Origin of the sequence: Halomonas campaniensis (assembly GCF_014193375.1) — a bacterium.
GTDB classification, from domain to species: Bacteria; Pseudomonadota; Gammaproteobacteria; order Pseudomonadales; family Halomonadaceae; genus Halomonas; species Halomonas campaniensis.
Genome location: NZ_JACHZF010000014.1, coordinates 75,559 through 99,701, shown reverse-complemented (window position 1 = coordinate 99,701; position 24,143 = coordinate 75,559). Strand labels below are relative to the sequence as shown.

General features: G+C 71.2%; 23 protein-coding genes. 12 read left to right on the top strand and 11 right to left on the bottom strand.

Annotated elements, in window-relative coordinates; translation table 11 throughout:
* Positions 1–50: 50 nt before the first annotated feature.
* Positions 51–734, bottom strand: a complete 684-nt coding sequence (locus BDK63_RS11110) for a CBS domain-containing protein (protein ID WP_183331887.1) — start codon at positions 732–734, stop codon at positions 51–53.
* Positions 735–887: 153 nt separating this feature from the next.
* Positions 888–1,670 carry a DeoR/GlpR family DNA-binding transcription regulator gene (locus BDK63_RS11105; protein WP_183331885.1) on the bottom strand — a complete coding sequence of 261 codons (783 nt, stop codon included), beginning with the start codon at positions 1,668–1,670 and terminating at the stop codon, positions 888–890.
* Between the two features lie 124 nt (positions 1,671–1,794).
* On the opposite strand from BDK63_RS11105, the gene BDK63_RS11100 reads away from it, so the two are divergent.
* The 6 genes from BDK63_RS11100 (at position 1,795) to cdd (ending at position 7,689) form a co-directional block, all read left to right on the top strand.
* The gene (locus BDK63_RS11100; RefSeq protein WP_183331883.1) at positions 1,795–3,066 is read left to right on the top strand and encodes a NupC/NupG family nucleoside CNT transporter; all 1,272 of its coding nucleotides are present in this window, start codon (positions 1,795–1,797) and stop codon (positions 3,064–3,066) included.
* Between the two features lie 85 nt (positions 3,067–3,151).
* Positions 3,152–3,928 carry a deoxyribose-phosphate aldolase gene (gene deoC, locus BDK63_RS11095; RefSeq protein WP_183331881.1) on the top strand — a complete coding sequence of 259 codons (777 nt, stop codon included), beginning with the start codon at positions 3,152–3,154 and terminating at the stop codon, positions 3,926–3,928.
* Positions 3,928–5,283, top strand: a complete 1,356-nt coding sequence (gene deoA, locus BDK63_RS11090) for a thymidine phosphorylase (RefSeq protein WP_183331879.1) — start codon at positions 3,928–3,930, stop codon at positions 5,281–5,283. The genes deoC and deoA overlap by 1 nt, the downstream gene beginning before the upstream one ends.
* Positions 5,280–6,521, top strand: a complete 1,242-nt coding sequence (locus BDK63_RS11085; RefSeq protein ID WP_183331877.1) for a phosphopentomutase — start codon at positions 5,280–5,282, stop codon at positions 6,519–6,521. The genes deoA and BDK63_RS11085 overlap by 4 nt, the downstream gene beginning before the upstream one ends.
* Positions 6,521–7,255 carry a purine-nucleoside phosphorylase gene (deoD, locus tag BDK63_RS11080; RefSeq protein WP_183331875.1) on the top strand — a complete coding sequence of 245 codons (735 nt, stop codon included), beginning with the start codon at positions 6,521–6,523 and terminating at the stop codon, positions 7,253–7,255. Before BDK63_RS11085 ends, deoD begins: the two co-directional genes overlap by 1 nt.
* On the top strand, positions 7,252–7,689 hold the full coding sequence (gene cdd, locus BDK63_RS11075) for a cytidine deaminase (protein ID WP_183331873.1): 438 nt from the start codon (positions 7,252–7,254) through the stop codon (positions 7,687–7,689). The genes deoD and cdd overlap by 4 nt, the downstream gene beginning before the upstream one ends.
* 15 nt (positions 7,690–7,704) lie before the next feature.
* Here cdd and BDK63_RS11070 read toward each other — a convergent pair whose 3' ends face one another.
* Both BDK63_RS11070 and BDK63_RS11065 read right to left on the bottom strand, forming a co-directional pair.
* Entirely contained in the window at positions 7,705–9,246 is a 1,542-nt protein-coding gene (locus tag BDK63_RS11070; protein WP_183331871.1) for a hypothetical protein, read from the bottom strand.
* The gene (locus tag BDK63_RS11065) at positions 9,243–11,588 is read right to left on the bottom strand and encodes a mechanosensitive ion channel family protein (protein WP_246386050.1); all 2,346 of its coding nucleotides are present in this window, start codon (positions 11,586–11,588) and stop codon (positions 9,243–9,245) included. Before BDK63_RS11065 ends, BDK63_RS11070 begins: the two co-directional genes overlap by 4 nt.
* Before the next feature lie 112 nt (positions 11,589–11,700).
* Here BDK63_RS11065 and BDK63_RS11060 point away from each other — a divergent pair, with 112 nt between their 5' ends.
* Both BDK63_RS11060 and BDK63_RS11055 read left to right on the top strand, forming a co-directional pair.
* Entirely contained in the window at positions 11,701–12,708 is a 1,008-nt protein-coding gene (locus BDK63_RS11060; RefSeq protein WP_183331869.1) for an amidoligase family protein, read from the top strand.
* Positions 12,705–13,406, top strand: a complete 702-nt coding sequence (locus BDK63_RS11055) for a gamma-glutamyl-gamma-aminobutyrate hydrolase family protein (RefSeq protein WP_183331867.1) — start codon at positions 12,705–12,707, stop codon at positions 13,404–13,406. The genes BDK63_RS11060 and BDK63_RS11055 overlap by 4 nt, the downstream gene beginning before the upstream one ends.
* A 77-nt stretch (positions 13,407–13,483) precedes the next feature.
* Here the strand turns inward: BDK63_RS11055 and BDK63_RS11050 are convergent, their stop codons facing one another.
* The 3 genes from BDK63_RS11050 to BDK63_RS11040 form a co-directional block, all read right to left on the bottom strand.
* Positions 13,484–13,918: an OsmC family protein gene (locus BDK63_RS11050; protein WP_183331865.1), complete on the bottom strand. Its 435-nt coding sequence runs from the start codon at positions 13,916–13,918 to the stop codon at positions 13,484–13,486.
* Positions 13,919–14,045: 127 nt separating this feature from the next.
* Positions 14,046–14,561, bottom strand: coding sequence for a thiol peroxidase (gene tpx / locus BDK63_RS11045; protein ID WP_183331863.1), 516 nt, complete (start codon positions 14,559–14,561; stop codon positions 14,046–14,048).
* 72 nt (positions 14,562–14,633) lie between these two features.
* On the bottom strand, positions 14,634–15,203 hold the full coding sequence (locus BDK63_RS11040; RefSeq protein ID WP_183331861.1) for a DUF1415 domain-containing protein: 570 nt from the start codon (positions 15,201–15,203) through the stop codon (positions 14,634–14,636).
* 92 nt (positions 15,204–15,295) lie between these two features.
* Here BDK63_RS11040 and BDK63_RS11035 point away from each other — a divergent pair, with 92 nt between their 5' ends.
* Positions 15,296–16,201 (top strand): aldo/keto reductase, encoded by a 906-nt coding sequence (locus BDK63_RS11035; RefSeq protein ID WP_183331859.1) that lies wholly within the window; start codon positions 15,296–15,298, stop codon positions 16,199–16,201.
* On the opposite strand, the gene nfi is transcribed toward BDK63_RS11035, so the two are convergent.
* Together nfi and blaOXA are read right to left on the bottom strand one after the other, a co-directional pair.
* On the bottom strand, positions 16,198–16,884 hold the full coding sequence (gene nfi, locus BDK63_RS11030) for a deoxyribonuclease V (protein WP_183331857.1): 687 nt from the start codon (positions 16,882–16,884) through the stop codon (positions 16,198–16,200). The genes BDK63_RS11035 and nfi overlap by 4 nt on opposite strands.
* A 22-nt stretch (positions 16,885–16,906) precedes the next feature.
* Positions 16,907–17,713 carry a class D beta-lactamase gene (gene blaOXA, locus BDK63_RS11025; protein WP_425485957.1) on the bottom strand — a complete coding sequence of 269 codons (807 nt, stop codon included), beginning with the start codon at positions 17,711–17,713 and terminating at the stop codon, positions 16,907–16,909.
* A gap of 117 nt (positions 17,714–17,830) precedes the next feature.
* Between blaOXA and BDK63_RS11020 the strand changes: the two genes are divergently transcribed.
* From BDK63_RS11020 to BDK63_RS11010, 3 genes are all read left to right on the top strand, one after another.
* Positions 17,831–18,736, top strand: a complete 906-nt coding sequence (locus BDK63_RS11020; protein ID WP_183331855.1) for a LysR family transcriptional regulator — start codon at positions 17,831–17,833, stop codon at positions 18,734–18,736.
* A 113-nt stretch (positions 18,737–18,849) separates the two neighbouring features.
* The gene (locus tag BDK63_RS11015; protein ID WP_183331853.1) at positions 18,850–20,184 is read left to right on the top strand and encodes an exonuclease SbcCD subunit D C-terminal domain-containing protein; all 1,335 of its coding nucleotides are present in this window, start codon (positions 18,850–18,852) and stop codon (positions 20,182–20,184) included.
* Positions 20,181–23,507: an AAA family ATPase gene (locus BDK63_RS11010; RefSeq protein WP_183331851.1), complete on the top strand. Its 3,327-nt coding sequence runs from the start codon at positions 20,181–20,183 to the stop codon at positions 23,505–23,507. The genes BDK63_RS11015 and BDK63_RS11010 overlap by 4 nt, the downstream gene beginning before the upstream one ends.
* Here the strand turns inward: BDK63_RS11010 and BDK63_RS11005 are convergent.
* Both BDK63_RS11005 and BDK63_RS11000 read right to left on the bottom strand, forming a co-directional pair.
* Complete coding sequence (locus tag BDK63_RS11005; RefSeq protein ID WP_183331849.1) at positions 23,497–23,844, bottom strand: HepT-like ribonuclease domain-containing protein; 348 nt, start codon at positions 23,842–23,844, stop codon at positions 23,497–23,499. The genes BDK63_RS11010 and BDK63_RS11005 overlap by 11 nt on opposite strands.
* Positions 23,837–24,109, bottom strand: coding sequence for a nucleotidyltransferase family protein (locus tag BDK63_RS11000; protein WP_183331847.1), 273 nt, complete (start codon positions 24,107–24,109; stop codon positions 23,837–23,839). The genes BDK63_RS11005 and BDK63_RS11000 overlap by 8 nt, the downstream gene beginning before the upstream one ends.
* Between the last annotated feature and the right edge of the window lie 34 nt (positions 24,110–24,143).

Below are 24,143 nucleotides of genomic sequence, written 5' to 3'. Positions count from 1 at the left end.
CAACGGGGCGGCCCATCGGCCGCCCCGTTGCGTGGGTGTCGATGAACGGATCAGATGCTGCCGACGCCCCGCGGGATGAAACCCAGGTTGTTCTCCACGGCCTTGACGCCAGGCGTGTTCTCGGCGGCCACCTGCACGGCCATCTTCTCCTGCTGGTTCTCCACCAGGCCCCACAGCTGAACACGGCCTTCGGTGACGATGACATTGATGCGGTCGACCAGCACGCCGGTGTTCTCGTCGACCTCCTTGAGGATCGCCTTGCGGATCTCCCGGTCGTCGCTGGTCACGCTGGCCTCGGGCTCGGCCACCGAGAAGCCGCGCAGCAGGTTGGAGCGGCTGACGATGCCGACCAGCTTGCCATCGGTCACCACCGGCACCCGCTTGATGTGGTGCTTCTCGAGCAGGGTGGAGATCTTGTGCAGCGGCATCTCCTCGTCGATGGTGATCGGGTCGCGGGTCATCACCTCATGGGCCAGGCGACCGTGGGACTTCACGTAGTCGGCGGGGTCGTGGCCGGCCACCAGCTTCAGCCACCATGACTTGCGGCGACCGCCGCCGTTCTCGACGCGGCGCATCAGGTCACCTTCGCTGACGATACCCAGCACCTTGTCATCGGCATCCACCACGGGCACGGCGCTGATGCCGTTTTCGAGCAGCAGAGTGGCGATCTCGCGCACCTCGCTGTCGGGCCCCACGGTGATGACATTGCGAGTCATGATGTCTGCAGCTTGCATGGCGCGTCCTCTGGGCGTTGTGAATGGGCGACCCGCATCTGGCGGGCCACCTGCTGGCGTTTCGTTCCTGTGGCAGGCCCCCATCGGGCGCTGCCCTTTATCAGAAGATAGCAATGCCCGCCGCCGCGCGCCTTGAGCCGGCGCAAGGATTCTTCAACGCTCCCCGGCCAGCAGGATCCGGGGGGCGCCGTCCGCGGCACGCCGCGCGCACTGCAGGTCACGCCCCGCCTGCCCGTCGGTGATCACCACGTCGACCTCCGCGAGGTCGGCGAAGCGGGCGGGACGGATGACCCCGAGCTTGGTCTCGTCGGCCACCAGGATGCGCTCCCCGGCTGCGGCGATCGCGGCGCGCTTGGCGGCCACCTCGTGGAAGTGGAAGCAGCTGATCCCCTTGTGGCGATGCACACCCGCCGCCGAGAGGAAGGCCCGATTGATGCCCAGGCGCTGCACCGCCTCGTGCACACCCTCGTCGTCGAAGGAGTGGGAGCTGGCGTGATAGAGCCCGCCCAGCAGCACCAGACGCACCTCGGGCAGGGCGCTGACCGCATTGGCCACGTTGAGCGCATAGGTCACCACCGTGATCTCGCGCCGCCCCGCGAGCAGGCCGACCAGCGGCACCAGGGTGGTGCCGCAGTCGATGAACAGGGTGTCGCCCTCCTCCACGAACTCGCTGGCGCGCTCGCAGAGCCGGTACTTGGCCCGGGCCTGGCGATCCTGCTCGGTCGCCAGGTCGTAGACCGGCGCCTGGCGCGGGTCATCGGCGCGCATCAGGTGCCCGCCCATCAGCACCAGCTGGCCATCGCCGGCCGCCAGGTCACGGCGGATGGTCATCTCGGAGACCTCGCAGAGGGCGGCGGCCTCGGCGAGGCGCAGGCGCCCGCCCCGGGCCAGGGCATCGGCGAGTCGTGCCAGTCGTTGGGCGCTGCGGGGATTCATCGGCATGGGCTCCGGGAGGATCGGGACGGAAAATGTTAGAAAAATAACAGGAAATGTTATAGGTTTCACACCACATCCACTCCGCCGCCCCGCCGGGCGGACGCAGCCGCCAGCAGGTGCCTCCATGACTCTCCTGATGAGCCTGGTCGGCATGGTGACGCTGATCGCCATCGCCCTGATCTTCTCCACCGACCGCCGCGCGATCCGCCTGCGAACCGTGGGTGGCGCCTTCGCCATCCAGGCCGGCATCGGCGCTTTCGTGCTCTACGTGCCCTTCGGCCAGGCGGTGCTGCAGGCCATCTCCTCCGCCGTCAGCCAGGTGGTGCTCTACGCCAACGACGGCATCGACTTCCTGTTCGGCGGCCTGGCCGACGTGGAGAGCGTCGGCTTCGTGTTCGCCATCAAGGTGCTGCCGGTGATCATCTTCTTCTCGTCGCTGATCGCCGTGCTCTACTACCTGGGCATCATGCAGTGGGTCATCCGCCTGCTCGGCGGGGCCCTGCAGAAGGCCCTGGGCACCTCGCGCACCGAATCGCTCTCCGCCACCGCCAACATCTTCGTCGGCCAGACCGAGGCGCCGCTGGTGGTGCGCCCCTTCATCGCCCGCATGACCCCCTCGCAGCTCTTCGCGGTGATGTGCGGCGGCCTGGCCTCGGTGGCCGGCTCGGTGCTGGCGGGCTACGCCGCCCTGGGGATTCCCATGGAGTACCTGGTGGCCGCCTCCTTCATGGCCGCCCCGGGCGGGCTGCTGTTCGCCAAGCTGATCATGCCCGAGACCCGCGAGCCGGTGGACGACGAGGAGCAGGTCCCGGACGTGATCGAGGAGGATGACCGGCCCGCCAACGTGCTCGACGCCGCGGCCAACGGCGCCAGCTCCGGGCTGCGCCTGGCGGCCAACGTGGGCGCCATGCTGCTCGCCTTCATCGGCCTGATCGCGCTGATCAACGGCATGCTCGGCGGCATCGGCGGCTGGATCGGCCTGGAGTCGCTGAGCCTGGAGTGGATCCTCGGCTGGCTGTTCGCCCCGCTGGCCTTCCTGCTCGGCGTGCCCTGGGAGGAGGCGACCCTGGCCGGCTCCTTCATCGGCCAGAAGCTGGTGGTCAACGAGTTCGTCGCCTACATCAACCTCGCCCCCTACCTGGAGGGCGACCAGCTGGTGGCCGCCACCGGCCAGGTGATGACCCCGCATACCATGGCGATCCTGTCGTTCGCGCTGTGCGGCTTCGCCAACCTGTCGTCCATCGCGATCCTGCTGGGCGGCCTGGGCAGCATCGCCCCCAACCGCCGCCCCGAGATCGCCCGCTTCGGCCTCAAGGCAGTGCTGGCCGGTACCCTCTCCAACCTGATGTCGGCCTCGCTGGCCGGCTTCTTCCTCGCCCTGGGGGCGCTGGGCTGAGGCCCCTCACCCGCCGGGGAGCGCCACGCCGCTGCTCCCCGGCCGTTCCCGACGCCAATCCGCTCACCCACTCGATGGTGCCCGCATGACCGACCTGCAACGCGCCGCCCGCCAGGCGCTCTCCCTGATGGACCTGACCAGCCTCAACGACGACGATACCGACGCGCGCATCGAGTCGCTGTGCCGCCGCGTGAAGACCCCCGCCGGCACCCCCGCCGCGGTCTGCGTCTACCCGGCCTTCGTCACCACCGCCCGCCGCACCCTCAAGGCCCTGGAGCTGGAGGGCCGGGTCAAGGTGGCCACGGTCACCAACTTCCCCGACGGGGGCGACGACATCATGGCCGCCGCCCGGGCGACCCGCGAGGCGGTGGCCGCCGGCGCCGACGAGGTGGACGTGGTCTTCCCCTGGCGTGCCCTGCTGGCCGGCGACGAGGAGACCGGCCGCGAGCTGGTCGCCTGCTGCCACCAGGCCGCCGGCGATGCCGTGCTCAAGGTGATCCTCGAGACCGGTGAGCTCGAGGACCCCGCGCTGATCCGCCGGGCCGCCGAGCTGGCCATCGAGGGCGGCGCCGACTTCCTCAAGACCTCCACCGGCAAGGTGGCGGTCAACGCCACCCTGGAAGCCGCCGAGATCCTGCTCGAGGCGATCCGGGCCAGCGGCCGCGACGTGGGCGTCAAGGCCGCCGGCGGCGTGCGTACCGTCGAGGACGCCCAGGCCTACCTGCAGCTGGCCGAGCGGCTGATGGGCGCCGCCTGGATCACCCCCGCGCACTTCCGCTTCGGCGCCTCCGGGCTGCTCGACAGCCTGCTCGAGACCCTGGGCGTGATGACCGCGCCCGCCGGGAGCCAGGGAGGCTACTGATGGCGCCGCATGCCCAGCCCTCTGCGTCGCTGCCTCAGGAGCGGATCCGCGCCAAGCGTGACGGCCATTCGCTGTCGCCCGAGGCGATCGCCGAGCTGGTGGCCGGCATCAGCGACGGCTCGCTCTCCGACGCCCAGGTCGGGGCGCTGGCCATGGCGATCTTCCTCAACGGCATGGACACCGACGAGACGGTGGCCCTCACCGAGGCGATCCGCGACTCCGGCCAGACCCTGGCCTGGGACGACCTGGACCTGCCCGGCCCGCGGCTCGACAAGCACTCCACCGGCGGCGTGGGCGACCTGGTCTCGCTGGTGCTGGGCCCCTGGGTCGCCGCCTGCGGCGGCTTCGTGCCGATGATCTCCGGTCGCGGCCTGGGCCACACCGGCGGCACCCTGGACAAGCTCGAGGCGATCCCCGGCGTCGCCGTCACCCCGGACACCGCCGCCTTCCGCCGCCTGGTCAGGACGGCGGGCGTGGCGATCATCGGCCAGACCGCCGACCTGGCCCCGGCCGACCGGCGCCTCTACGCCATCCGCGACGTCACCGCCACGGTGGAGTCGCTGCCGCTGATCGTCAGCTCGATCCTCGGCAAGAAGCTCGCCTGCGGCCTCGACGCCCTGGTGATGGACGTCAAGACCGGCAGCGGCGCCTTCATGCCCAGCCACGACGCGTCCGTCGAACTCGCCACGACCATCGCCGAGGTGGCCAGCCAAGCCGGCACGCCGACCACCGCCCTGGTCACTGACATGAGCCAGCCGCTGGCGCCCTGCGCCGGCAACGCCATCGAGGTCCACGAGGCGATCCGCCTGCTCACCGGCCAGGTCCGCGATGGCCGGCTGCTGACGGTGACCCGCACGCTTGCCGCCGAGCTGCTGCTGGCCGGGCGCCTGGCCGACTCCCGCGAGGCGGCCCTGGCCCGGCTCGACGCGGCGCTGGCCTCGGGCGCCGCCGCCGAGCGCTTCGCCCGCATGGTCTCGGGCCTGGGCGGGCCCGCCGACCTGCTCGAGCACCCCAACCGCCACCTGCCCGAGGCGCCGGTGAGCCGGGCGGTGTTCGCCGAGCGCCCCGGCCGGGTGCAGGCGATCGACACCCGCGAGCTGGGGCTGGCGGTGGTGACCCTCGGCGGCGGTCGCCGTGTCCCGGACGCGGCCATCGACCCCGCGGTGGGGCTCTGCGACATCGCTGCCATCGGCGAGGCGGTGGACGCCGAACGCCCGCTGGCGCGGATCCGGGCGGCCAGCGAGGCCGAGGCCGAGCGGGCCGAGCGCCGGCTCCGCGCGGCCATCGCCGTGGGCGACGCCCCGGTCACCGTGCCTACACTGATCCATGACACCCTTCGCCGGGAGGCCCCATGACCCGCGCCATCCTGCTCGTGCTCGACTCCTTCGGCATCGGCGCCACCCCCGATGCCGGGCACTTCGGCGATGCCGGCGCCGACACCCTGGGCCATATCGCCGCGGCCTGCGCCCGCGGCGAGTGCGACGCGCGGGGCCGGGCGGGCCCGCTCGCGCTGCCGAACCTGGCCCGGCTGGGGCTCTTCCACGCCCACCACGCCAGCACCGGCGCCTGGGCCGAGGGCGTCGCGGTGCCCACCGAGGTGGTCGGCGCCTGGGGCCACGCCCGGGAGCTCTCCTCCGGCAAGGACACCCCCTCGGGCCACTGGGAGATCGCCGGGGTCCCGGTGCGCTTCGAGTGGGGCTACTTCCTCGACCGCGAGCAGAGCTTCCCGCCCGAGCTGCTCGAGGCCCTGGTCCGCGAGGCCGGATTGCCCGGGGTACTGGGCGACTGCCACGCCTCGGGCACCGAGATCATCGCGCGCCTCGGCGAGGCCCACCTCGCCACCGGCAGGCCCATCGTCTACACCTCCGCCGATTCGGTGTTCCAGATCGCCGCCCATGAGGAGGCCTTCGGCCTGGAGCGGCTCTACGCGGTCTGCGAGACGGCGCGCCGCCTGCTCGAGCCCTGGAACATCGGCCGCGTCATCGCCCGTCCCTTCACCGGGTCGGACGCGGCCGGCTTCACCCGCACCGCCAACCGCCGCGACTACAGCGTCGAGCCGCCCGCCCCCACCGTCCTGCAAAAGCTGCATGACGCCGGGGGCGAGGTGATCGCCATCGGCAAGATCGCCGACATCTATGCCCACTGCGGCATCTCGCGCACGGTGAAGGCCAGCGGCCACGACGCCCTGATGGACGCCACCCTGGCGGCGCTGGAGACGGCCGGCGACCGCAGCCTGGTGATGACCAACTTCGTCGACTTCGACATGGTCCACGGCCACCGCCGTGACGTGGCCGGCTACGCGGCGGCCCTGGAGCACTTCGACACCCGCCTGCCCGAGCTGCTGGCCAGGCTCGGCGAGGACGACCTGCTGATCCTCACCGCCGACCACGGCTGCGACCCTACCTGGGCCGGCACCGACCATACCCGCGAGCACGTCCCGGTGCTGGCGCTGGGGGGCGGGCTCTCCCCCGGCAGCCTGGGGGCGCGCGAGACCTTCGCCGATATCGGCCAGAGCCTGGCCGCCTTCCTGGGCCTTCCGCCCATGGCGGACGGCACCGCTTTCCTCGACCACCCCGCGACAGGAGGCCAGTGATGGCGACTCCCCATATCAACGCCGAGCCGGGCGACTTCGCCGACACCGTGCTGATGCCCGGCGACCCGCTGCGGGCGAAGTACATCGCCGAGACCTACCTGGAGCAGGTGCGCCAGGTGAACACGGTGCGCAACATGTCCGGCTACACCGGCACCTACCGGGGCCGGGCGATCTCGGTGATGGGCCACGGCATGGGCATCCCCTCGGTATCGATCTACGCCAAGGAGCTGATCACCGACTATGGCGTGACACGGCTGATCCGCGTCGGTTCCTGCGGCGCGGTGCGCGACGACGTGGCGGTGCGCGACGTGGTGGTCGGCCTGGGCGCCTGCACCGATTCGGGCGTCAACCGCAGCCGCTTCGCCGGCATGGACTTCGCCGCCATCGCTGACTTCGAGCTGACCCGCCAAGTCGTGGACGCGGCCGCCGACCGCGGCCTGCCGGTGAAGGTGGGCAACCTCTTCTCCGCGGACCTCTTCTACGACCCGCGCCCCGAGACCGCCGAGCTGCTCAGGCGCTACGGCATCGTCGGGGTGGAAATGGAGGCCGCCGGGCTCTACGGCGTCGCCGCGGAATTCGGCGCCCGGGCCGCAACGCTCTGCACGGTCTCGGACCATATCCTCAGGGGCGACTCCCTCTCGAGCGCCGACCGCGAGCGCACCTTCGACGACATGATGCACGTGGCCCTGGAGGCCGTGCTGCGCGACGACGCCAGCCGGGGGGTGACCCCATGAGCCGAACGCCCCTCGACCCGACGCTGGTCGGCGAGCTGGTCGCGGTGCGGGACCGAGCCTACGCGCCCTATTCGCACCATCCGGTGGGCGCGGTGGTGGTCAGCGAAAGCGGCCGCCGCTACGCCGGCGCCAACGTGGAGGTGGCCCACTACAAGGGGATCTGCGCCGAGGCCTCGGCGATCGCCGCCATGGCCAGCGCCGGGGAGCGGCACCTGCGCGAGGTCTGGGTGATCGGCCCCGGCGCGCACCTCTGCACCCCTTGCGGCGACTGCCGGCAGCGCATCCGCGAGTTTGCCGACGACGCCACGCGGATCCGGGTGGTGGATGCCGAGGGGCGGCTGCTCAGGGAGTACACCATGGCCGAGCTGCTCCCGGATGCCTTCGGCCCCGAGAATCTCAGCCCCGGGAACCTGGGCCCCGAGAACCTGGGCTGACCCGGCCGCGCCGGCTCAGGCACCCGGCTCCGCCTCCTGGCCCGGCCCCTCGGCGTGGACCCGCTCCACGTCGACGATCCGCGAGCGGCTCATCACGATCTTCCAGCGCTGCAGGATCGGCGGCCGGTCTCCCTGCGCCTCGCGCAGCACCAGGTTGATCAGGTGGCGCTTCTCCACCGCCTCGCGCACCACCTCCCCGTCCTCGAGCCGATAGACATGGTGGCTGCCCTTGTCCATCAGCCGTGCCAGCACGGAGAGGTCGAGGGTCAGCGTCTCGCGGGTATGGTCGTAGCCGCTCATGAAGCGGGTCGGCGACATCCGCGAGCTGGAGCGGTAGTGCAGCACCACCTCCTCGCGCTGGGCGACGTTGCGCTTGCGCACCCGGCGGATCTCCTCGTCGAGCTTGACGAAACGCTTGTAGTCGAACCACTCCAGCTGCCGGCCCACCAGGGTGTTGCGGGTCGGGTCCAGGTACTGGCGGCGCCACTTGGGGCGCCCCTTCCGCAGCAGGCGCCACAGGGTGTTGCGCAGGTCATCCTTGAACACCTCGCGCAGGGCGTAGATCACCGCCATGGCCAGCACGAACAGCGCGGTGATGTCCGCCAGGGTGTCGCGGGCCTCCAGCAGGCCCAGCGAGACGAACACCATCACCACCGCGGTGGCGAAGGCCTTGACCGCCTTCTGCTCGCCCCCGCCCAGCTCCTGTTGGCGCTGCTTGAGGGTCACCGGATACTCGATCAGCCGGCGCAGCAGGCGCATCTTGTTGGACATGCGCGTCGGGTCCCGGATCACGCGCTCGGAGTTGTACTCGCGGGCCCGGCGGTAGTCGGCCTCGTCCCGGCAGATCGCCAGCAGCCGCGCCCGCACCTCCCGGCAGCGGCCGCCGCGGGGCAGGTGGGCCACCAGCGCCAGCAGGCGCTGCTCGGTGAACCAGGAGAGGTAGTTGTCGATGGTGGCGTAGTAGCGGTGCAGGCTCTCCTCGGCGGGCTGCTGGCGCCGCAGGCGGCGCAGGATGCCGGTGGCCAGCTCGGCCAGCTCCTCGAGCCGCGCCTCCAGGGTCGCCGGCTCCCCCTCGGCGGGGTCGCTGCCCGCCGGGCGCTTCCCGGCGTGTGGCGTCGCCCCGCCATTCTCGCGCGGCTTGTCGGTGCCCTCGCTTCCACTGCCCTTTCCACTCCCCCGGCCATTCCCCTTCTCGCTGCCCTGCTTTTCGGCCCGGCGGGCCTCCCGGGCCGCCTCCAGCAGCGTGCGGGTGGAGCGCTCCAGGGCCACCACGTACTGGTAGGCGTAGAGGCTCAGGCTCAGCCGGTACTGCCCGGCATCCAGCTTGCCGCGCTCCGCCAGGCGGCTGAGCACCAGCGGCAGGTGGTGGCGGTCGCTGTAGTAGGTGCGCTTGACGTGGATCGCCGCGTGGTAGAACTCCTCCTCGGAGATCACGTGGGTGGAGAGCCCCAGCTCTCCGGGCACGAAGAGGAAGAGGTCGAGCCGGTGGGAGGTCTCCTCCTGCAGCGCCCGTGAGACCTTGAGGTGAAAGCTGTCCTGGCGCTCGATGGTGATCACTGCGACGGATCCGGCGAGGCGCCACGGGCGCTGGTGTCACCCCCGGGATCGGCCGCGCCCGCCTCGCCGGGCTCGCGCCCGCTGGCATCGCGGCCGTCGCCGCGCTCGGCGCTACCGTCCAGGCGGCCGCCGCCGCGCCCCTCCATGCTGACGCTGAGGCGCGGCACCCCGAGGTCGATGTGCTGCTCCTCCATGCGCTGGCGCAGCAGCAGGTTGAAGGCGCGGGCCACGTCCCACTGCATCTCCGGGGCGGTGCGGAAGCGCATCCGCAGGATCGGGCAGCCCTCCTCGAAGGCCTGGATGCCCTGCATCTCCAGCGGCGACCAGATGTAGTGGCGCATCATCGGATCCTGGCGCAGCTCGAGGGCCGTCTCCTGCATCAGGCTGATGGCATCGTCGATCTTCATGTCGTGGGGGATGCGGATCTTCATCAGCGCGATGCCGAACTGCCGCGACATGTTGTGGATGGAGTCGATGCGGCTGAAGGTGATGATGTGCACCACCCCGTCCAGGTCGCGCAGGCGCACGGTGCGCAGGGTCAGCCCCTCCACGGTGCCCATGTGGCCATTGATCTGCACGAAGTCGTCCACCGCCAGGGAGTCCTCGATGAGGATGAAGATGCCGGTGATCAGGTCCTGGACCAGGGTCTGGGCGCCGAAGCCGATGGCCAGGCCGATCACACCGGCACCGGCCAGCAGCGGCGTGACGTTGACCCCCAGGTTGGCCAGCCCGACGATGGCGGCGATGATCACGATGGTGGTGAAGATCACGTTGCGGATCATCGGCGTGATGGTCTGGGCCCGCGCCTGGTTGACCCGCCGGCCGCGGGCCCGGGTCGAGCTGGTGAGGGCGCGCTGGATGGCGGTGTCGGCGAAGATCCAGGCCAGCCAGGCGAGCAGCAGCGTCAGGGCGATGGCCAGCAGCGCCTGGCCGATGCGCGCGCTGGCCACCCCCTGCTGGCCGATGCCGACCAGCGAGCCGCTCCATACCTGCAGCGACAGCTCGACGAAGGCCAGCCAGGTGGCCGCATGGGCCAGTACATAGCCGAAGCGCTCCAGGCGCTGGCGGTACTGGCTGCCCCGGCGGCGCTGCTGGACCCGCTTGCGCCGCTCGCTGTGGCGGCGGATCAGCCCGGTCACCACCAGCGCCAGCACCAGCAGCGACGCCGAGATGATCGACCGCGCCAGCGCGGTGCCCACGTCGCCGCCGGTGACGAAGATCGCCAGTAGCGAGCCTCCCACCAGCAGCATGGCCGGCACGTGCCACAGCCGGCCCAGCACGCCGACCACGCTGGCGCTGCCGCCGCTGTCGCGGCGCTCGCGCCAGGGCCGGTTGCGGATGATGTGCTTGACGGGCCGCTTGAAGCGCAGGATGAAGCGGGCGCTGATCAGTGCCGCCAGCATGTTGGCCAGCACCGAGAGCAGGCCGGCCAGCTCGATCCCCACCAGGCTCGACAGGCGCTCGGAATTGAAGGCATCGCCCAGGGCGACCAGCGCACCGATCATGAACAGCGGGCGCAGCGCCCGCTGCTGCAGGATCTGCACGGCGATGAAGCGGTGGCCGCGGGTGAACACCGAGACGAAGGTCTCCACCACCACCGAGAGGGTGCGACCGCACAGCGCCACATAGGCCACCACCAGGGCCATCACCCGACCGGAGCTCTCGGGCACCAGTTGGGCGACGCCCAGCACCAGCGCGAAGGCGAGCGCCCAGGGCAGCATGCGGCGCAGGAAGTGCACCGCCAGCAGCCAGCCGCGAGGCTCCCGGGGGAGGTCCAGGGGCCAGCCGTGGCGCCTGGCCAGCAGGCGTCCCAGGGCGATCAGGATCACCAGCAGCCCGGCCCAGATGCCCAGCAGCACCGTGCCCTCGACCAGGAAGCGCATCAGGTCGGCGTTGCCGGTCTCGCTGACCAGGGTGCTCAGGTCCTCCCAGCCCTCCTCGAGCTGGCGCTCCCACTGGTCGAACGGCGACTGGCCCGCCTCGGCCTGCTCGCCCAGGTCGCTCAGGGTCTCGGCCAGGGCCCCGAGCAGCCCCTGGCGTGGGGCGATCGCTCCCTCCTCCGTGGCCTCGCCGTGCGCCGCCTGGAGGTCGCGCAGGTTCTCCAGCAGCGCGCCGCGCTGCTCGGCATCCTCGAGAGTGGCGATGATGCGCTCCAGGGCATCCTGGAATTCCCGGGGATCATGCGCCTCGCCCTCCTCGGACGTGACCAGGCCGGCCAGCCCGACCTGCTGGGCCTGGGCCGGTGCGGCCAGCAGCAGCCCGACGAACAGCAGCGTCAGTGCCAGCAGCCAGCGCGTCATCGGGCAGCGGGTCAGGGAGTCACGGCAGGGGCTGGGCAACATCGGCTCTCCATTCCGGGGGATCGGGGGCGGGGCGTCGCCGCGAGCCTGCCTGGGGTCCATTCGCTGTGATAGGCTCGGGAAAAACGCCCCATGTCACGCACAGGATGCCGTCATGACGCCGCTACCGCCACCCGAGCCCCGTAATCCCGATGGCGAGATCCGTCGCGTGGGGGTCGAGATCGAGTTCGCCGGCCTGCCACCGCGGGACACCGCCGACCTGGTCCGCGAGCTCTTCGGAGGCGAGGTGGTCGTCAAGAGCCCCCACCGGCTCAAGGTGGAAGGCACCCGCTGGGGCGACTTCGTCATCGAGCTGGACACCCAGTATGCCCACCCCGACGACGCGGTGATCAATGCCGGCCCGAAGGACGACACCGAGTGGGAGCGCCAACGGCACCAGATGCGCGTCGACTTCCACAGCCGCACCCGCGAGCTGATCGGCGACGTGGTCACGGGCCTGGTGCCCACCGAGATCGTCTGCCCACCGGTCCCCTGGAACGAGCTCGACGAGCTCGACGCGCTGTTCGCGGCGCTGCGCCAGCACGGGGCCAAGGGCACCGACGCCAGCCTGCTCTACGGCTTCGGCCTGCACCTCAACCCTGAGGTCCCCAGCCTCGAGACCGAGAGCCTGCTGGACCACCTGCGCGCCTACCTGCTGACCGCCGAGTGGCTGCGCGAGCAGATCGACGTGGACATCACCCGGGAGGTGCTGCCCCACGCCAACCCCTTCCCCAAGCCCTATGCCCTGAAGGTGCTCGCCCCCCGCTATGCGCCGGACCTCGACACCCTGATCGGCGACTACCTGGAGGACAACCCGACCCGCAATCGCGAGCTCGACATGACCCCGCTGTTCGCCCACCTGCGGCCGGACTTTCCCCACGAGCTGTTCCACAACAAGCTGGTCAAGGCCCGCCCGACCTTCCACTACCGGCTGCCCGATGCGCGGCTCTCGGAGCCCGGCTGGGGCTCGGTGACGGAGTGGAACCGCTGGCTCGAGGTGGAGAAGCTGGCCGCGGACAAGGAGCTGTTGGCCAAGCGCAGCGCCGGCTACGTGGCCAAGCACACCCGCTCCCCGCTGGCCCGGCTGTGGCTGCGCATGCGCGGCTGGGTGGGGACCTCGTGAGCGACACCCGTCCGCTGATCGGCATCACCACCTCCGACGACAAGAGCCAGATCGCCTGGCTCTTCGACTGGTTCGCGGTATGGCGCCACGGCGGCCGCCCGCAGCGGCTGTCGCCCTCGCGCCCGCTGCCCGAGCATCTCGACGGCCTGATCATCGGCGGCGGCGACGACATCCAGGCCCATCTCTACAACGCCGAGGTACAGCTCGACGTGCGGGTCGACCCCCAGCGCGACGAGCTCGAGCTCGAGCTGCTGGAGCGCTTCATCCCCACCGGCGCCCCGGTGCTGGGCATCTGCCGCGGCGCCCAGTTGATCAACGTCTACCTGGGCGGCACCCTGGACCCGGACATCTACACCACCCACGAGGGGCTCAAGCGGCGGCGCACGGTGCTGCCGCGCAAGACCGTGGACATCGTCGGCGACAGCCGGCTGCACCGGATCCTGCGGGTCAGCTGGTGCCGCATCAACAGCCTGCACCACCAGGCGGTCCAGCGGGCCGGCCGCGGCATCGAGATCGTCGCCCGGGACCGCGACGGCCTGGTGCAGGGCATCGAGTCCCGGGACCACGACTTCCTGATCGGCGTGCAGTGGCACCCCGAGTGGCTGATCTTCAATCGCCCCCAGCAGCGGCTGATCCGCGCCCTGGTCAAGGCCGCCGCCCGCCACCGCGACCGGCCGGCGGGCGAGCCGACCGCCTGACGCGACGACGGCCACCGTGACGACGGCCGCCCGAGGGTGGCCGTCGTGGCTCATGGCAGGGCCTGGTAGCCCCCCGATCAGCTCTCCAGGGTGGCCTCCAGGGTGATCTCGGCATTGAGCAGCTTGGAGACCGGACAGCCGGCCTTGGCCTGCTCGGCACACTCCTCGAAGGCGGCCCGGTCGGCCCCCGGGATCTTCACCCGGGTCACCAGGTGGATGCTCGGGATATGGAAGCCGCCCGCGGGATCCTCGGCCAGGGTCACGGTGGCCCGGGTATCGATACTCTCGGGCTCCATGCCGGCCTCGCCCAGGATCAGCGACAGCGCCATGGAGTAGCAGCCGGCATGGGCCGCACCGATCAGCTCCTCCGGGTTGGAGCCCGGCTGGCCCTCGAAGCGCTGGCGGAAGTCATAGGGCGTCTCCTTCAGCACGCCGCTCTCGGTGGACACCGTGCCCTTGCCGTTCTTGATGCCGCCCTGCCAGCGGGCGGAAGCCGTCTTGGTAATGCTCATGGGTCACTCTCCTGATGGGTGGCCGTGAAGACATGAATGGCCACCACAGTGTAGACGTCCCGGGAATCTTGCCACCGCCTGCCGGCGCGTCCCGGGGCGGAGATTCGAGATAGGCTCGGCCAGGGCCTCAGGCGGTCGCCTGGGCCTCCAGCGCCTTGAGCGCCGCCTCGTAGTCCGGCTCCTGCTTGATCTCGGGCACCAGCTCGGCATGGATCACCCGGTCGTTCGCGTCGAGCACCACCACCGCCCGGGCACAGAGGCCGCTCATCACGCCGCTGGACAGGGCCACGCCCCAGTCCCGGTGGAACTCGGGGTAGCGGAAGGTGGAGAGCGTCTCGACGTCGTCCAGACCCTCGGCCCCGCAGAAGCGCTTGGCGGCGAATGGCAGGTCGGCGGAGACCACCAGCACCACGGTATCGGCCATGCGGGAGGCCAGCTCGTTGAACTTGCGGGTCGAGGTGGCGCAGGTGGGGGTGTCGATGCTGGGAATGATGTTGAGCACCTTGCGCTTGCCGGCGAAGTCGGCGAGCGTCACATCGGCCATGTCGGTATTGGTCAGGGTCAGGGCGGGAGCCGCCTGGCCCACCCGGGGAAAATCGCCGGCCACATCCACCGGCGCGCCGGCTCGGGTCACCTGGTTCATGCCACGCACTCCTTGTTTGTCAGGGGGAGCATCGAGACTAACGACCCGCCGCACCCCCGGCCATCCCGGATATCAACGCTTGCCGTCACGCAGCGCCGCCAGCGCGCCGGCCAGCATCTCGGTGCCCAGCTCGCGCATGGCCGCGACGTTGCGCTCGGGGATCGCCTCGGGGTCCGGATAGTGCTCAAGCGCCCGCTCGAGGCCCGCCTCGCGCAGCAGGTGCAGCATGGGATACGGCGAGCGGTTGGTGAAGTTGGCGGGATCGTCCAATGCCTCCCCCTCGAAGCAGTAGTCGGGGTGGAAGCTCGCCAGCTGGTAGGTGCCCTCATACCCCTGGTCGGCCAGCAGCGCCTCGGCCACGGCGAGGAAGTCCAGGTAGTCGTCGAAGGCCTCGAGCCCCGGGGTCAGCACCAGCAGGGTGGTCTCGATCTCGGGGCTCTCGTCGAGGCGCTCGCACTCGGCCACCAGGCGGTGCAGGGCACCCTCCCAGTCGCCGGCGTCCACCGCCACGTAGCGGATGGAGTCGCGGGCCACCTCGCGGCCGGCGAAGGGGCAGACGTTGCGGGCGACCACGAAGGTCTCGACCCAGGCGCGGGTGGCGGCCAGGGCCTGATCCCGGGTGGACTCGGCGGATGCGGACATGGGCACTCTCGCGGCAGCAGGGAAGAAGGTCTGGGGAAAGCGGTCTGCTATTGTGGCAGAAACGCGCCCGACACACCGCCCAAGGAGTTCGCATGCCTGCCCCGCTGCCGCCCACCGTCACCCTGCCCGCCACCGCCCATGAGCCTGCGGTCGAGATTCCCGCCATCGGCCAGGGCACCTGGCACATGGGTGAGGGACTCGCCCCGCGCCGCGACGAGGTGCGCGCCCTGCAGCATGGCCTGACCCTGGGGCTCACCCTGATCGATACCGCGGAGATGTACGCCGACGGCGAGGCCGAGGCGGTGGTGGGCGAGGCCCTGGTGGGCCGGCGCGACGAGGCCTTCCTGGTCTCCAAGGTCTACCCCTGGAACGCCGGGCGCGACTCGGCCATCGCCGCCTGCGAGGCGAGCCTGCAACGCCTGGGGACCGATCGCCTCGACCTCTACCTGCTGCACTGGCCCGGCGATATCCCACTGGAGGAGACCCTGGAGGCCTTCGAGCGGCTGCGCGAAGCCGGCAAGATCCGCCGCTTCGGGGTCTCCAACTTCGACGTGGACGAGATGGCGGCCCTCCACGCCCTGCCCGGCGCAGGCGACTGCGCCGTCAACCAGGTGCTCTACCACCTGGGCTCCCGGGGCATCGAGCACGCCCTGCTGCCCTGGCAGCGCGCCCACGGCATCTCCACCATGGCCTACTGTCCGCTGGCCCAGGCGGGGCAGCTGCGCCGGGAGCTGCTGACCCACCCCGAGCTGCTGGAGGTCGCCTCGTCGCTCGGCATCACCCCTACCCAGCTGCTGCTGGCCTGGGCGATCCGCCCCGTCGCCGGACCGGACGGCGAGCGGCGCCGCGACGTGATCGCCATCCCCAAGGCCACCGGGCTCGAGCACGTGGAGCAGAACGCCGCGGCGCTCGCGATCCCGCTGCCCGAGGAGGCCCTGGCCCGCCTCGACGCCGCCTTCCCGGCGCCGGCGCGCAAGACGCCGCTGGATATCGTCTAGCCTCTTCTGGACGCCAGGCGATCGGCCAATCTCGTCGGCTCCGGCAGCTTGGTGCGCCCGAGGCACGCCACCACCCACGCAAGCGCCGTGGCCAGCGACAGCCGATGCCCCGGCGAGACGAAGAGCGGCTTGACGCCCACTCGCGAGCGCAGCACCGCGCCGATCACCTCGTCGTCGGGGCCATCCACCAGCGGCGTCCAGTCGCCCCGCGCGGGGCCCGGCTCGCCGTGGCGCCCGCAGAGCCGCGACTTGGCCACCCCGATGGTCGGCAGGTCGAGCCAGAGCCCGAGATGGCTGGCCACGCCGAGCCGACGCGGATGGGCGATGCCCTGGCCGTCCACCATGGCGAGGTCGGGCGTCACGCTGAGCCTGTCTAAGGCGGCCAGCGCCGCCGGCACCTCCCGAAAGGAGAGCAGCCCCGGGATATAGGGCAACCGCGTAGGCTCGCGGTGCAGCGCCTCCTCGACCACGTCGAACACCCCCGGCGAGCGCGGCGGCCAGGCCAGCACCACCACCGCCGCCCGGGTGATCGCACCCTTCTGCTCGAAACCGATATCCACCCCGGCGATATGACGCACCTCATCCAGGCGATCGTCACGCTCTACCCGCCCGGCCAGCTGCCGCTGCAGGGCGATGGCCTCGCGGGGCGCCAGGTGCCAGTCGTGGAGGGGGGGATTCGGCATGCTCGACTCCTCGGAGTGGGGCTCAGGACGCGGGTGGCAACGCCTCCAGGTCGCGTAGCGCGTCGCGAACGATGGCCTCGCGCTTGGGAATGTCGGCCATGCGGTTGGGGGTATCGATGTTGAGCGCGAAGAACACCGGGCCACTGGGCCACTCGACCCAGCCGACCCACCAGCCCAGCTCGCCGGACCAGCCGGTCTTGCCGCGCAGGATCCAGTCGGGACCGGCCTCGGAGATCATCAGATCCTTGACCAGACGCTGATCGGCCTCCTCGAAAGGCAGGGCATGGCGGTAGAGGCGGTCGAGGAAGTCGATCTGCCCCTCGGCGGAAATCGCCAGGTGGCCGGGCTCGAGCCAGAAATGCTCGAGGTTGTCACCGACTTCGGCGTTACCGTAGCCGATCAGCTCGAGATAGCGGCGCTCGTCCGCCTCGCCGATCTCGCGAGCGAAGCGCTGATAGAGCCAGACCGTCGAGCGGCGCATGGCGGTACGCAGGTCCTGATCGGTATCCCACGCCGGCACGCCGCGCCCCACCCCATCCCAGGCGAAGCGCTGGAATTCATCCTCCACCACGCCGGTGTCCAGGGCAAACAGGGTATGCGGTACCTTGAAGGTGGAAGCCGGCACGAAGGCCGTCCGGGCACGCTCGGCATCGTGCACCCAGGTCTGCACCGTCTCGCCACGCTTATCCACCACCAGCAGGGTACCTTCGGCCTCATGGGTTTCGAAAAGACGCGCCCAGCCGTCATGGGCCTGCCAGTCGTCGGCCACCGCGGCCAGGGGAGACAGCGCCAGCAGCAGGGCAGCTGTCATGAATGATTTTAGGGTCATGGGTTTCTCCGGTGAACATCGTTATGATCGCTGACTCGTCAGCCGCGAAGATTAGCGGCGCCACCGCGCCCCTCACAAACGATCATTTCTAGCACGAGCCATGAACAGGATTTGGCCATGAGACGCCCTCACCTGCCCCTCAATGCCCTGCGCGCCTTCGAGGCCTCGGCCCGTCTGCTGAGCTTTACCCGCGCCGGTGACGAGCTCAATGTGACCCAGGCCGCGGTCAGTCATCAGGTCAAGCGGCTGGAGCAGCAGCTGGGTGTAGCGCTCTTCAAGCGCCTGCCGCGGGGCCTGATGGTCACCGCCGAGGGCGAAGCGCTGCTCCCGGTGCTGCGCGATGCCTTCGACCGCATGGCCGAGATGCTGGAGCGGCTGGAAAACGGCCAGGTGCGGGACATCCTGATGGTGGGGGCGGTGGGCACCTTCGCCGTGGGCTGGCTGCTGCCACGGCTGGGCGCCTTCCAGGCGCGTTTCCCGCTGCTCGAGGTTCGTCTGTCGACCCACAACAACCGGGTCGACATGGCCGCCGAAGGGCTGGACTACGCCATCCGCTTCGGTGATGGCGCCTGGCATGGCTGCGAATCCGAGCGACTGTTCGAGGCGCCGCTCTCGCCCCTCTGCACGGCACGACTCGCCGAGTCGATGAGCCGTCCCGCCAGCCTGCTCCAGCATACGCTGCTGCGCTCCTATCGGGATAACGAGTGGCCCAGCTGGTTCGCCGCCGCGGGCATCCAGCGGCCCCCGCCGCTACTGCGCGGGATCACCTTCGACTCCTCGCTGGCGATGATGGAGGCCGCCACCCAGGGAGCCGGGGTGGCGCTGGCACCGCCGCGGATGTTCGAACGCCAGCTCGCCGCGGGCAGCATCGTCCAGCCGTTCGCCACCACGACCTCGCTGGGCAGCTACTGGCTGACCCGGCAGGTATCGCGACCGGTGACCCCGGCGATGGCGGCATTTCGCGACTGGCTCCATGAGGCCGTGTGGCAGGCCTACGGCATCGCCGGCGAGACGCCTCCCTAGGTCGGGTCCGGCAACATCACCGGGGCATAGCACTCACCGTGGTTTGCAAATCCCTCACGCTGGAATAGCCTCGTGGCTTTGCCTTGCATGCCGGGAAGGGAGCCCCGCCGATCATGTTGACCCTGATCCATACCGCCGACTGGCACCTGGGCCAGACGTTCCACGGCCAGGAGCGCCACGCCGAGCACCGCGCCTTCCTCGCCTGGCTGCTCGATACGCTCGCGGAACGCCGGGCCGACGCCCTGCTGGTGGCCGGCGATATCTTCGACGTCATCAATCCCTCGCTTGCCGCCCAGGAGCTGCTCTACGACTTCATCGTCTCCGCCCACGAGCGGCTGCCGCGGCTGGATATCGTGCTGATCGCCGGCAACCACGACAGCGGCAACCGCATCGAGCTGCCCGCCCCGCTGATGCGCCGCCTGCGCACCCACGCCCTGGGGCGGGTGAGCTGGCTCGACGACGGCCGCCTGGACGCCGAGCGCCTGCTGGTGCCGCTCACCGACGAGGCGGGCGAGACCCGCGCCTGGTGCCTGGCGCTGCCCTTCCTGCGCCCTGCCGAGGTCACCGGCGCGGCGCTGGCAGCCCATGACGCCGAGAACGAGCCCGGCGACACGCCGCCAGGCGACCAGGCTCCCAACGACTATGTGGCCGGCATCACGCGGGTGCATCGCCAGCTGATCGCTGCCGCCGAGGCGCGTCGCGAACCGGGCCAGGCGCTGGTGGCCATGAGCCACGCCCACCTCCACGGTGCGGCGGTCTCCGAGGCCAGCGAGCGGCCCATCGTGATCGGCGGCGAGGAGTCCATTTCCGCCGCCCTGTTCCCGCCGACGATCGCCTACGTGGCGCTGGGCCACCTGCACCGCGCCCAGCAGGTGGGCGAGGCGCGCATCCGCTACAGCGGCAGCCCCCTGCCGCTGGACTTCAGCGAGGTGGCCTACCCCCACCAGGTGGTAGCGGTGACCTTCGACGGCGAGGCGCTGGCCGCGACAGAGGCGATTCCCGTGCCGCGCCCGGTGGCCATGCACCGCATCGGCCCCGCCCCCCTCGAGGCGGTGCTGGCCGAGCTCGAGGCCCTGGAGGATGACCCGGCGCTGCCAAGCCAAGCTCGTGGGCGGGAGCTTCCTAGAGAGCGCTGGCCCTGGCTGGAGGTGCGCGTGGAACTCGATGCGCCCCTTCCCGACCTGCGCGCCCGGGTGGAGACCGCGCTAAAGGACAAGGCGCTTCGCCTGCTGCGCCTGGAGCGCCGCCTGCCGAAGGGGGAGGACGACGCGACCCCGGCGCGGGTGGATCTGGAGACCCTGGGCCCGCGCAAGCTCTTCGAGCGCGCCTGGGAGGAGCGCTGGAAGGAACCGCCGGGCGATGACGTGCTGGCCGACTTCGACCGCCTGCGCCAGGAGGTGCTGGACGCCGACGACACCGAGACGAGCGCACGGGAGGCGAACCCATGAAGATCCTCGCCCTGCGCCTGGAGAACCTGGCCTCGCTGCCGGGGCCCCTCGAGCTCGACTTCACCGCGCCGCCGCTTGCTGACGCCGGCCTGTTCGCCATCACCGGTCCCACCGGGGCGGGCAAGAGCACCCTGCTCGACGCCCTGTGTCTCGCGCTCTACGGCAGCACCCCGCGGCTGCGCCAGGCGCCGAGCCGCGACAGCCAGATCGATGACACCGCGGACTCGCGACTCACCACCAGCGATGCCCGCACCCTGCTGCGCCGCGGCACCGCCAGCGGCTACGCCGAGGTGGACTTCCTGGGCCGCGACGGGCGCCGCTATCGCTCCCGCTGGGCGGTGCGCCGCGCCCGGGAGAAGGCCACCGGCCGCCTGCAGGCGGCGGAGCAATCGCTCACCGACCTCGACGACGAGCGCCTTCTCACCGCCCAGAAGCGCGAGTTCGAGCGCCTGCTGCCGGAGCGCCTGGGGCTCACCTTCGACCAGTTCACCCGCGCCGTGCTGCTCGCCCAGAGCGAATTCGCCGCCTTCCTGCAGGCCGACGACAACGCCCGCAGCGACCTGCTCGAGCGCCTCACCGGCACCGCCGAGTACTCCGAGATCTCCATGGCCGCCTACCGCCGCGCCAACGAGGCGAAGAAGGCCGTGGACGCTCTGGAGACCCGGCTCGCCGATGACCTGCCCGCCGAGCCGGAGGCCCGCGCCGAGCTCGATCGTGCCGCCACGGCCACCCAGCAAGCCCTCACTCACCTGCAGACCCAGGCCGAGTCGCTCAAGACGCGACGCCGCTGGCACGACGAGGATGCCCGCCTGCACGCGGACTACGTCGAGGGCATGGCGCGGCACCAGGCCGCCGAGGCCGACTGGCAGACCCTCGCCGATCGGCGCGCCGACCGCGACCGGCGCCGGCTGATCGCCCCCCGCCGCCAGGAACTCACCCGCCAGGCCAGCCTGCCGGGGCACATTCATGAGGCCGAGGCCAACCGCGACGCCACCCGCCAGGCGCTGGCCAGGGCGCAGCAGGCGGCCCGGGACGCTGCCGACGACCACGACCGCGCCGGCAAGCGCCTGGAGGCGGCCAGCGAGGCACGCCGCGAGGCCGAACCGAGGCTGCGCGAGGCCCGCGAGCACCAGCATGCCCTGGCCCAGCGCCAGCGCGAGCTGGCCGAGTGCGAGGCCCAGCTCACCCGTTCCCGGGCGCAGGCCGCCAAGCTGGGTGACGACCACCGGCGCGAGCAGGCGGCCCAGGAGAAGCGCCATGAGCAGCAGCGCCGGTGGCAGTCGGACCTGGCCGAGCTGGTCGGTGAGCACTCACAGCTTCACGCCGCGCGCCAGGCCATCCAGCAGGCCCACGACCGGGCCGCCGCCCGCCAGCTCGACCTGGGCGAGCTGCAGGCCGCCTGGCGCGAGGCTCGCCAGGCCGAACAGGCCCACCGGCAGCTCGAGACGCGCCTCGCCGAGGCCAATGAGCGCCTGGCGACCCTGGCCCACGACGGCCAGGCCGCCCGACGGCAGCTGGAGGCGTGCAAGGCCCGCCACGACAGCCTCGGCGCCTTCATCGCCCGGGCCCGCGCCGCCCGGAGCGAGAGCGTGGCGATGCTGCGCGACGACCTGCAGGAGGGCGAGCCCTGCCCGGTGTGCGGGGGCCTCGACCACCCCTGGCGCCGGCAGCCGCCGGCCAGCCCCGAGGCGGCCCAGCTCGCCGCCCAGCAGGCCGAGGAGGAGCGTGAACTCGACGCCGCCCACCGGGCCCATGAACAGGCGCTGAATGCCCACCAGGCGCTGCAGGCGCAGTACAAGCTCGCCCGGGACACCCGCAAGCAGCTCGAGGAAGAAGCACCGGCTGCCCGGACGCGGTGGACATCCGCGCGCCAGGCCCTGGAGGCCCACCCGCTGCACCGGGAGCTGGCCGACGTGGCGGCCGAGGAGCGCGATGGCTGGCTCGGCCAGCAGCGCCAGCGCAGTGCGGAGGCGCGCAGCACCCACCAGGCCCACCTGGAGCGGCTCCAGCGCGCGGAGGCCGAGCTCGCGCCCCTGGAGGAGTCGCTGCGCCAGGGCGAGCTCGCGCTCACTCGCCTGGAAGCCGAGAAGGCCGCCGCCGAGACGCAGCTGGCCGAGCGGGAGGCGCGTCTCCCCGAGCTGCAACGCCAGCATGACGACACCGAGCGTTCGCTGCGCACCCTGCTCGGCGACCACGCCACCGCGGAGGCCTGGCAGCAGCGGCTGGACGACGCCGAAGCCCAGGCTCGCCAGGCCCGGGAGACCGCCCTGGCCCGCCGCCATGACGCCGAACGCGAGCAGCAGCGCCTGGCCCAGCAGCTCGCCCACCGGGAGGAGCAGCTCACCGCCCTGCAGCAGGAACAGGAGCAGCTCGCCCGCTCCCTGGCCGACTGGCGCGCGCAGCACCCGGACCTGGACGACGCCACCCTCGCCCGCCTGCTGGCCCAGGGCGACGACGAGGCCCGCGAGGAGGAGCGCGAGATCGAGGCGGCCGACCAGGCCCGCCAGCACGCCGCCGCCACCCTGGCCGAGCGGCACACCGCCCTGCTGCGCCACCGCCGCGGCCAGGGGCTGATCGATGGGGAGCAGGAGGGCGATGATGGGGAGAAGCACGACGTGGCCCTGCTCGGCGAGACCATGGCCGAGGCCCTCGAGCACCGCCTGGCCGCCCTGGCCGAGGCCCAGGCCGAGCTCAGCCCGCGCCTGGAGGCGGCCCAGCAGGCCCGCGACGAGGCGCTCCACGCCCTGCGCGACGACGATCGCCGGCGCGAGCGTCAGCGGGCCGGCCAGGACGAGCTTGCGGCCGCCCGGGCCGAGTACCGCCGCTGGGGCCGGATCAGCGAGCTGATCGGCTCCGCGGATGGCAAGGTGTTCCGGCGCATCGCCCAGGCCTACAACCTGGAGCAGCTGCTGGAGCACGCCAACACCCACCTGGCGGGGCTCAGCCGCCGCTATCGCCTGGCGCGGGGCGGCTCGCCGCTGGGCCTGCTGGTGGTGGATCAGGACATGGCCGACGAGAGGCGCTCGGTGCACTCGCTCTCCGGCGGCGAGACCTTCCTGGTCTCCCTGGCGCTCGCCCTGGGGCTCGCGTCGATGGCCTCGGGGGAGCTCACCATCGAGTCGCTCTTTATCGACGAGGGGTTCGGCAGCCTCGACCCGCAGTCCCTGGCGCTGGCCATGGAGGCCCTGGACGGCCTGCAGGCGCTGGGGCGCCGGGTGGGGGTGATCTCCCACGTGCAGGAGATGCACGAGCGCATCCCGGTGCAGATCCGGGTGGAGCCGCTGGGCAACGGCACCAGCCGCGCGTGCATCGTCAGCGGCTGAGGGACTCGAGCCTCTCTAGAAGCTCGGGGATGTGGGACTGGATGATGCTCCAGACGGTGTCGTCATCGATGCCGAGATAGGCATGAATGATACGGTTCCGAGTGGCGATGATCATGCGCCAGGGAATCTCGGGATTCGCTGCCCGGACCTCTTCGGGGATTCGGGTCGCGGCCTCCCCGATCAGCTCGAGATTTCGCAGGGTGGCATCGTAGGTCAGATCGTGCTCGATGAAGTCTTCCTGAGTCAGCCCTTCAGTGTAGGCCAGCACTTTCTCGGCAAAACCGATCATGTCATCGATGTAGAAACGCCATTCGCGACGGGGTCGACGCTCAGACATGCATGGCCTCACGCTCGATATAGGGGCGGAGCTCGGGGCGAAGCGCCTTGTCGGTCACCAGATCCACGGGGCGCCCCAGAAGGTCCTCCAGGTAGAACTGGAGCCCGAAATAGCGATCTGCCGTCGCCGGACCATCGAAGACCACCAGGATATCGACATCACTGGTCTCTTTAGCCTCATCGCGCGCCATGGAGCCGAACAGCGCCAGGTCGTGAACGCCAAACTCGCGCACCATATCAGGGAGGTGACGCTGCAGCAGCTGCATGGTGTCTGACCGGTTGCTCATTTCCCTCTCCAGT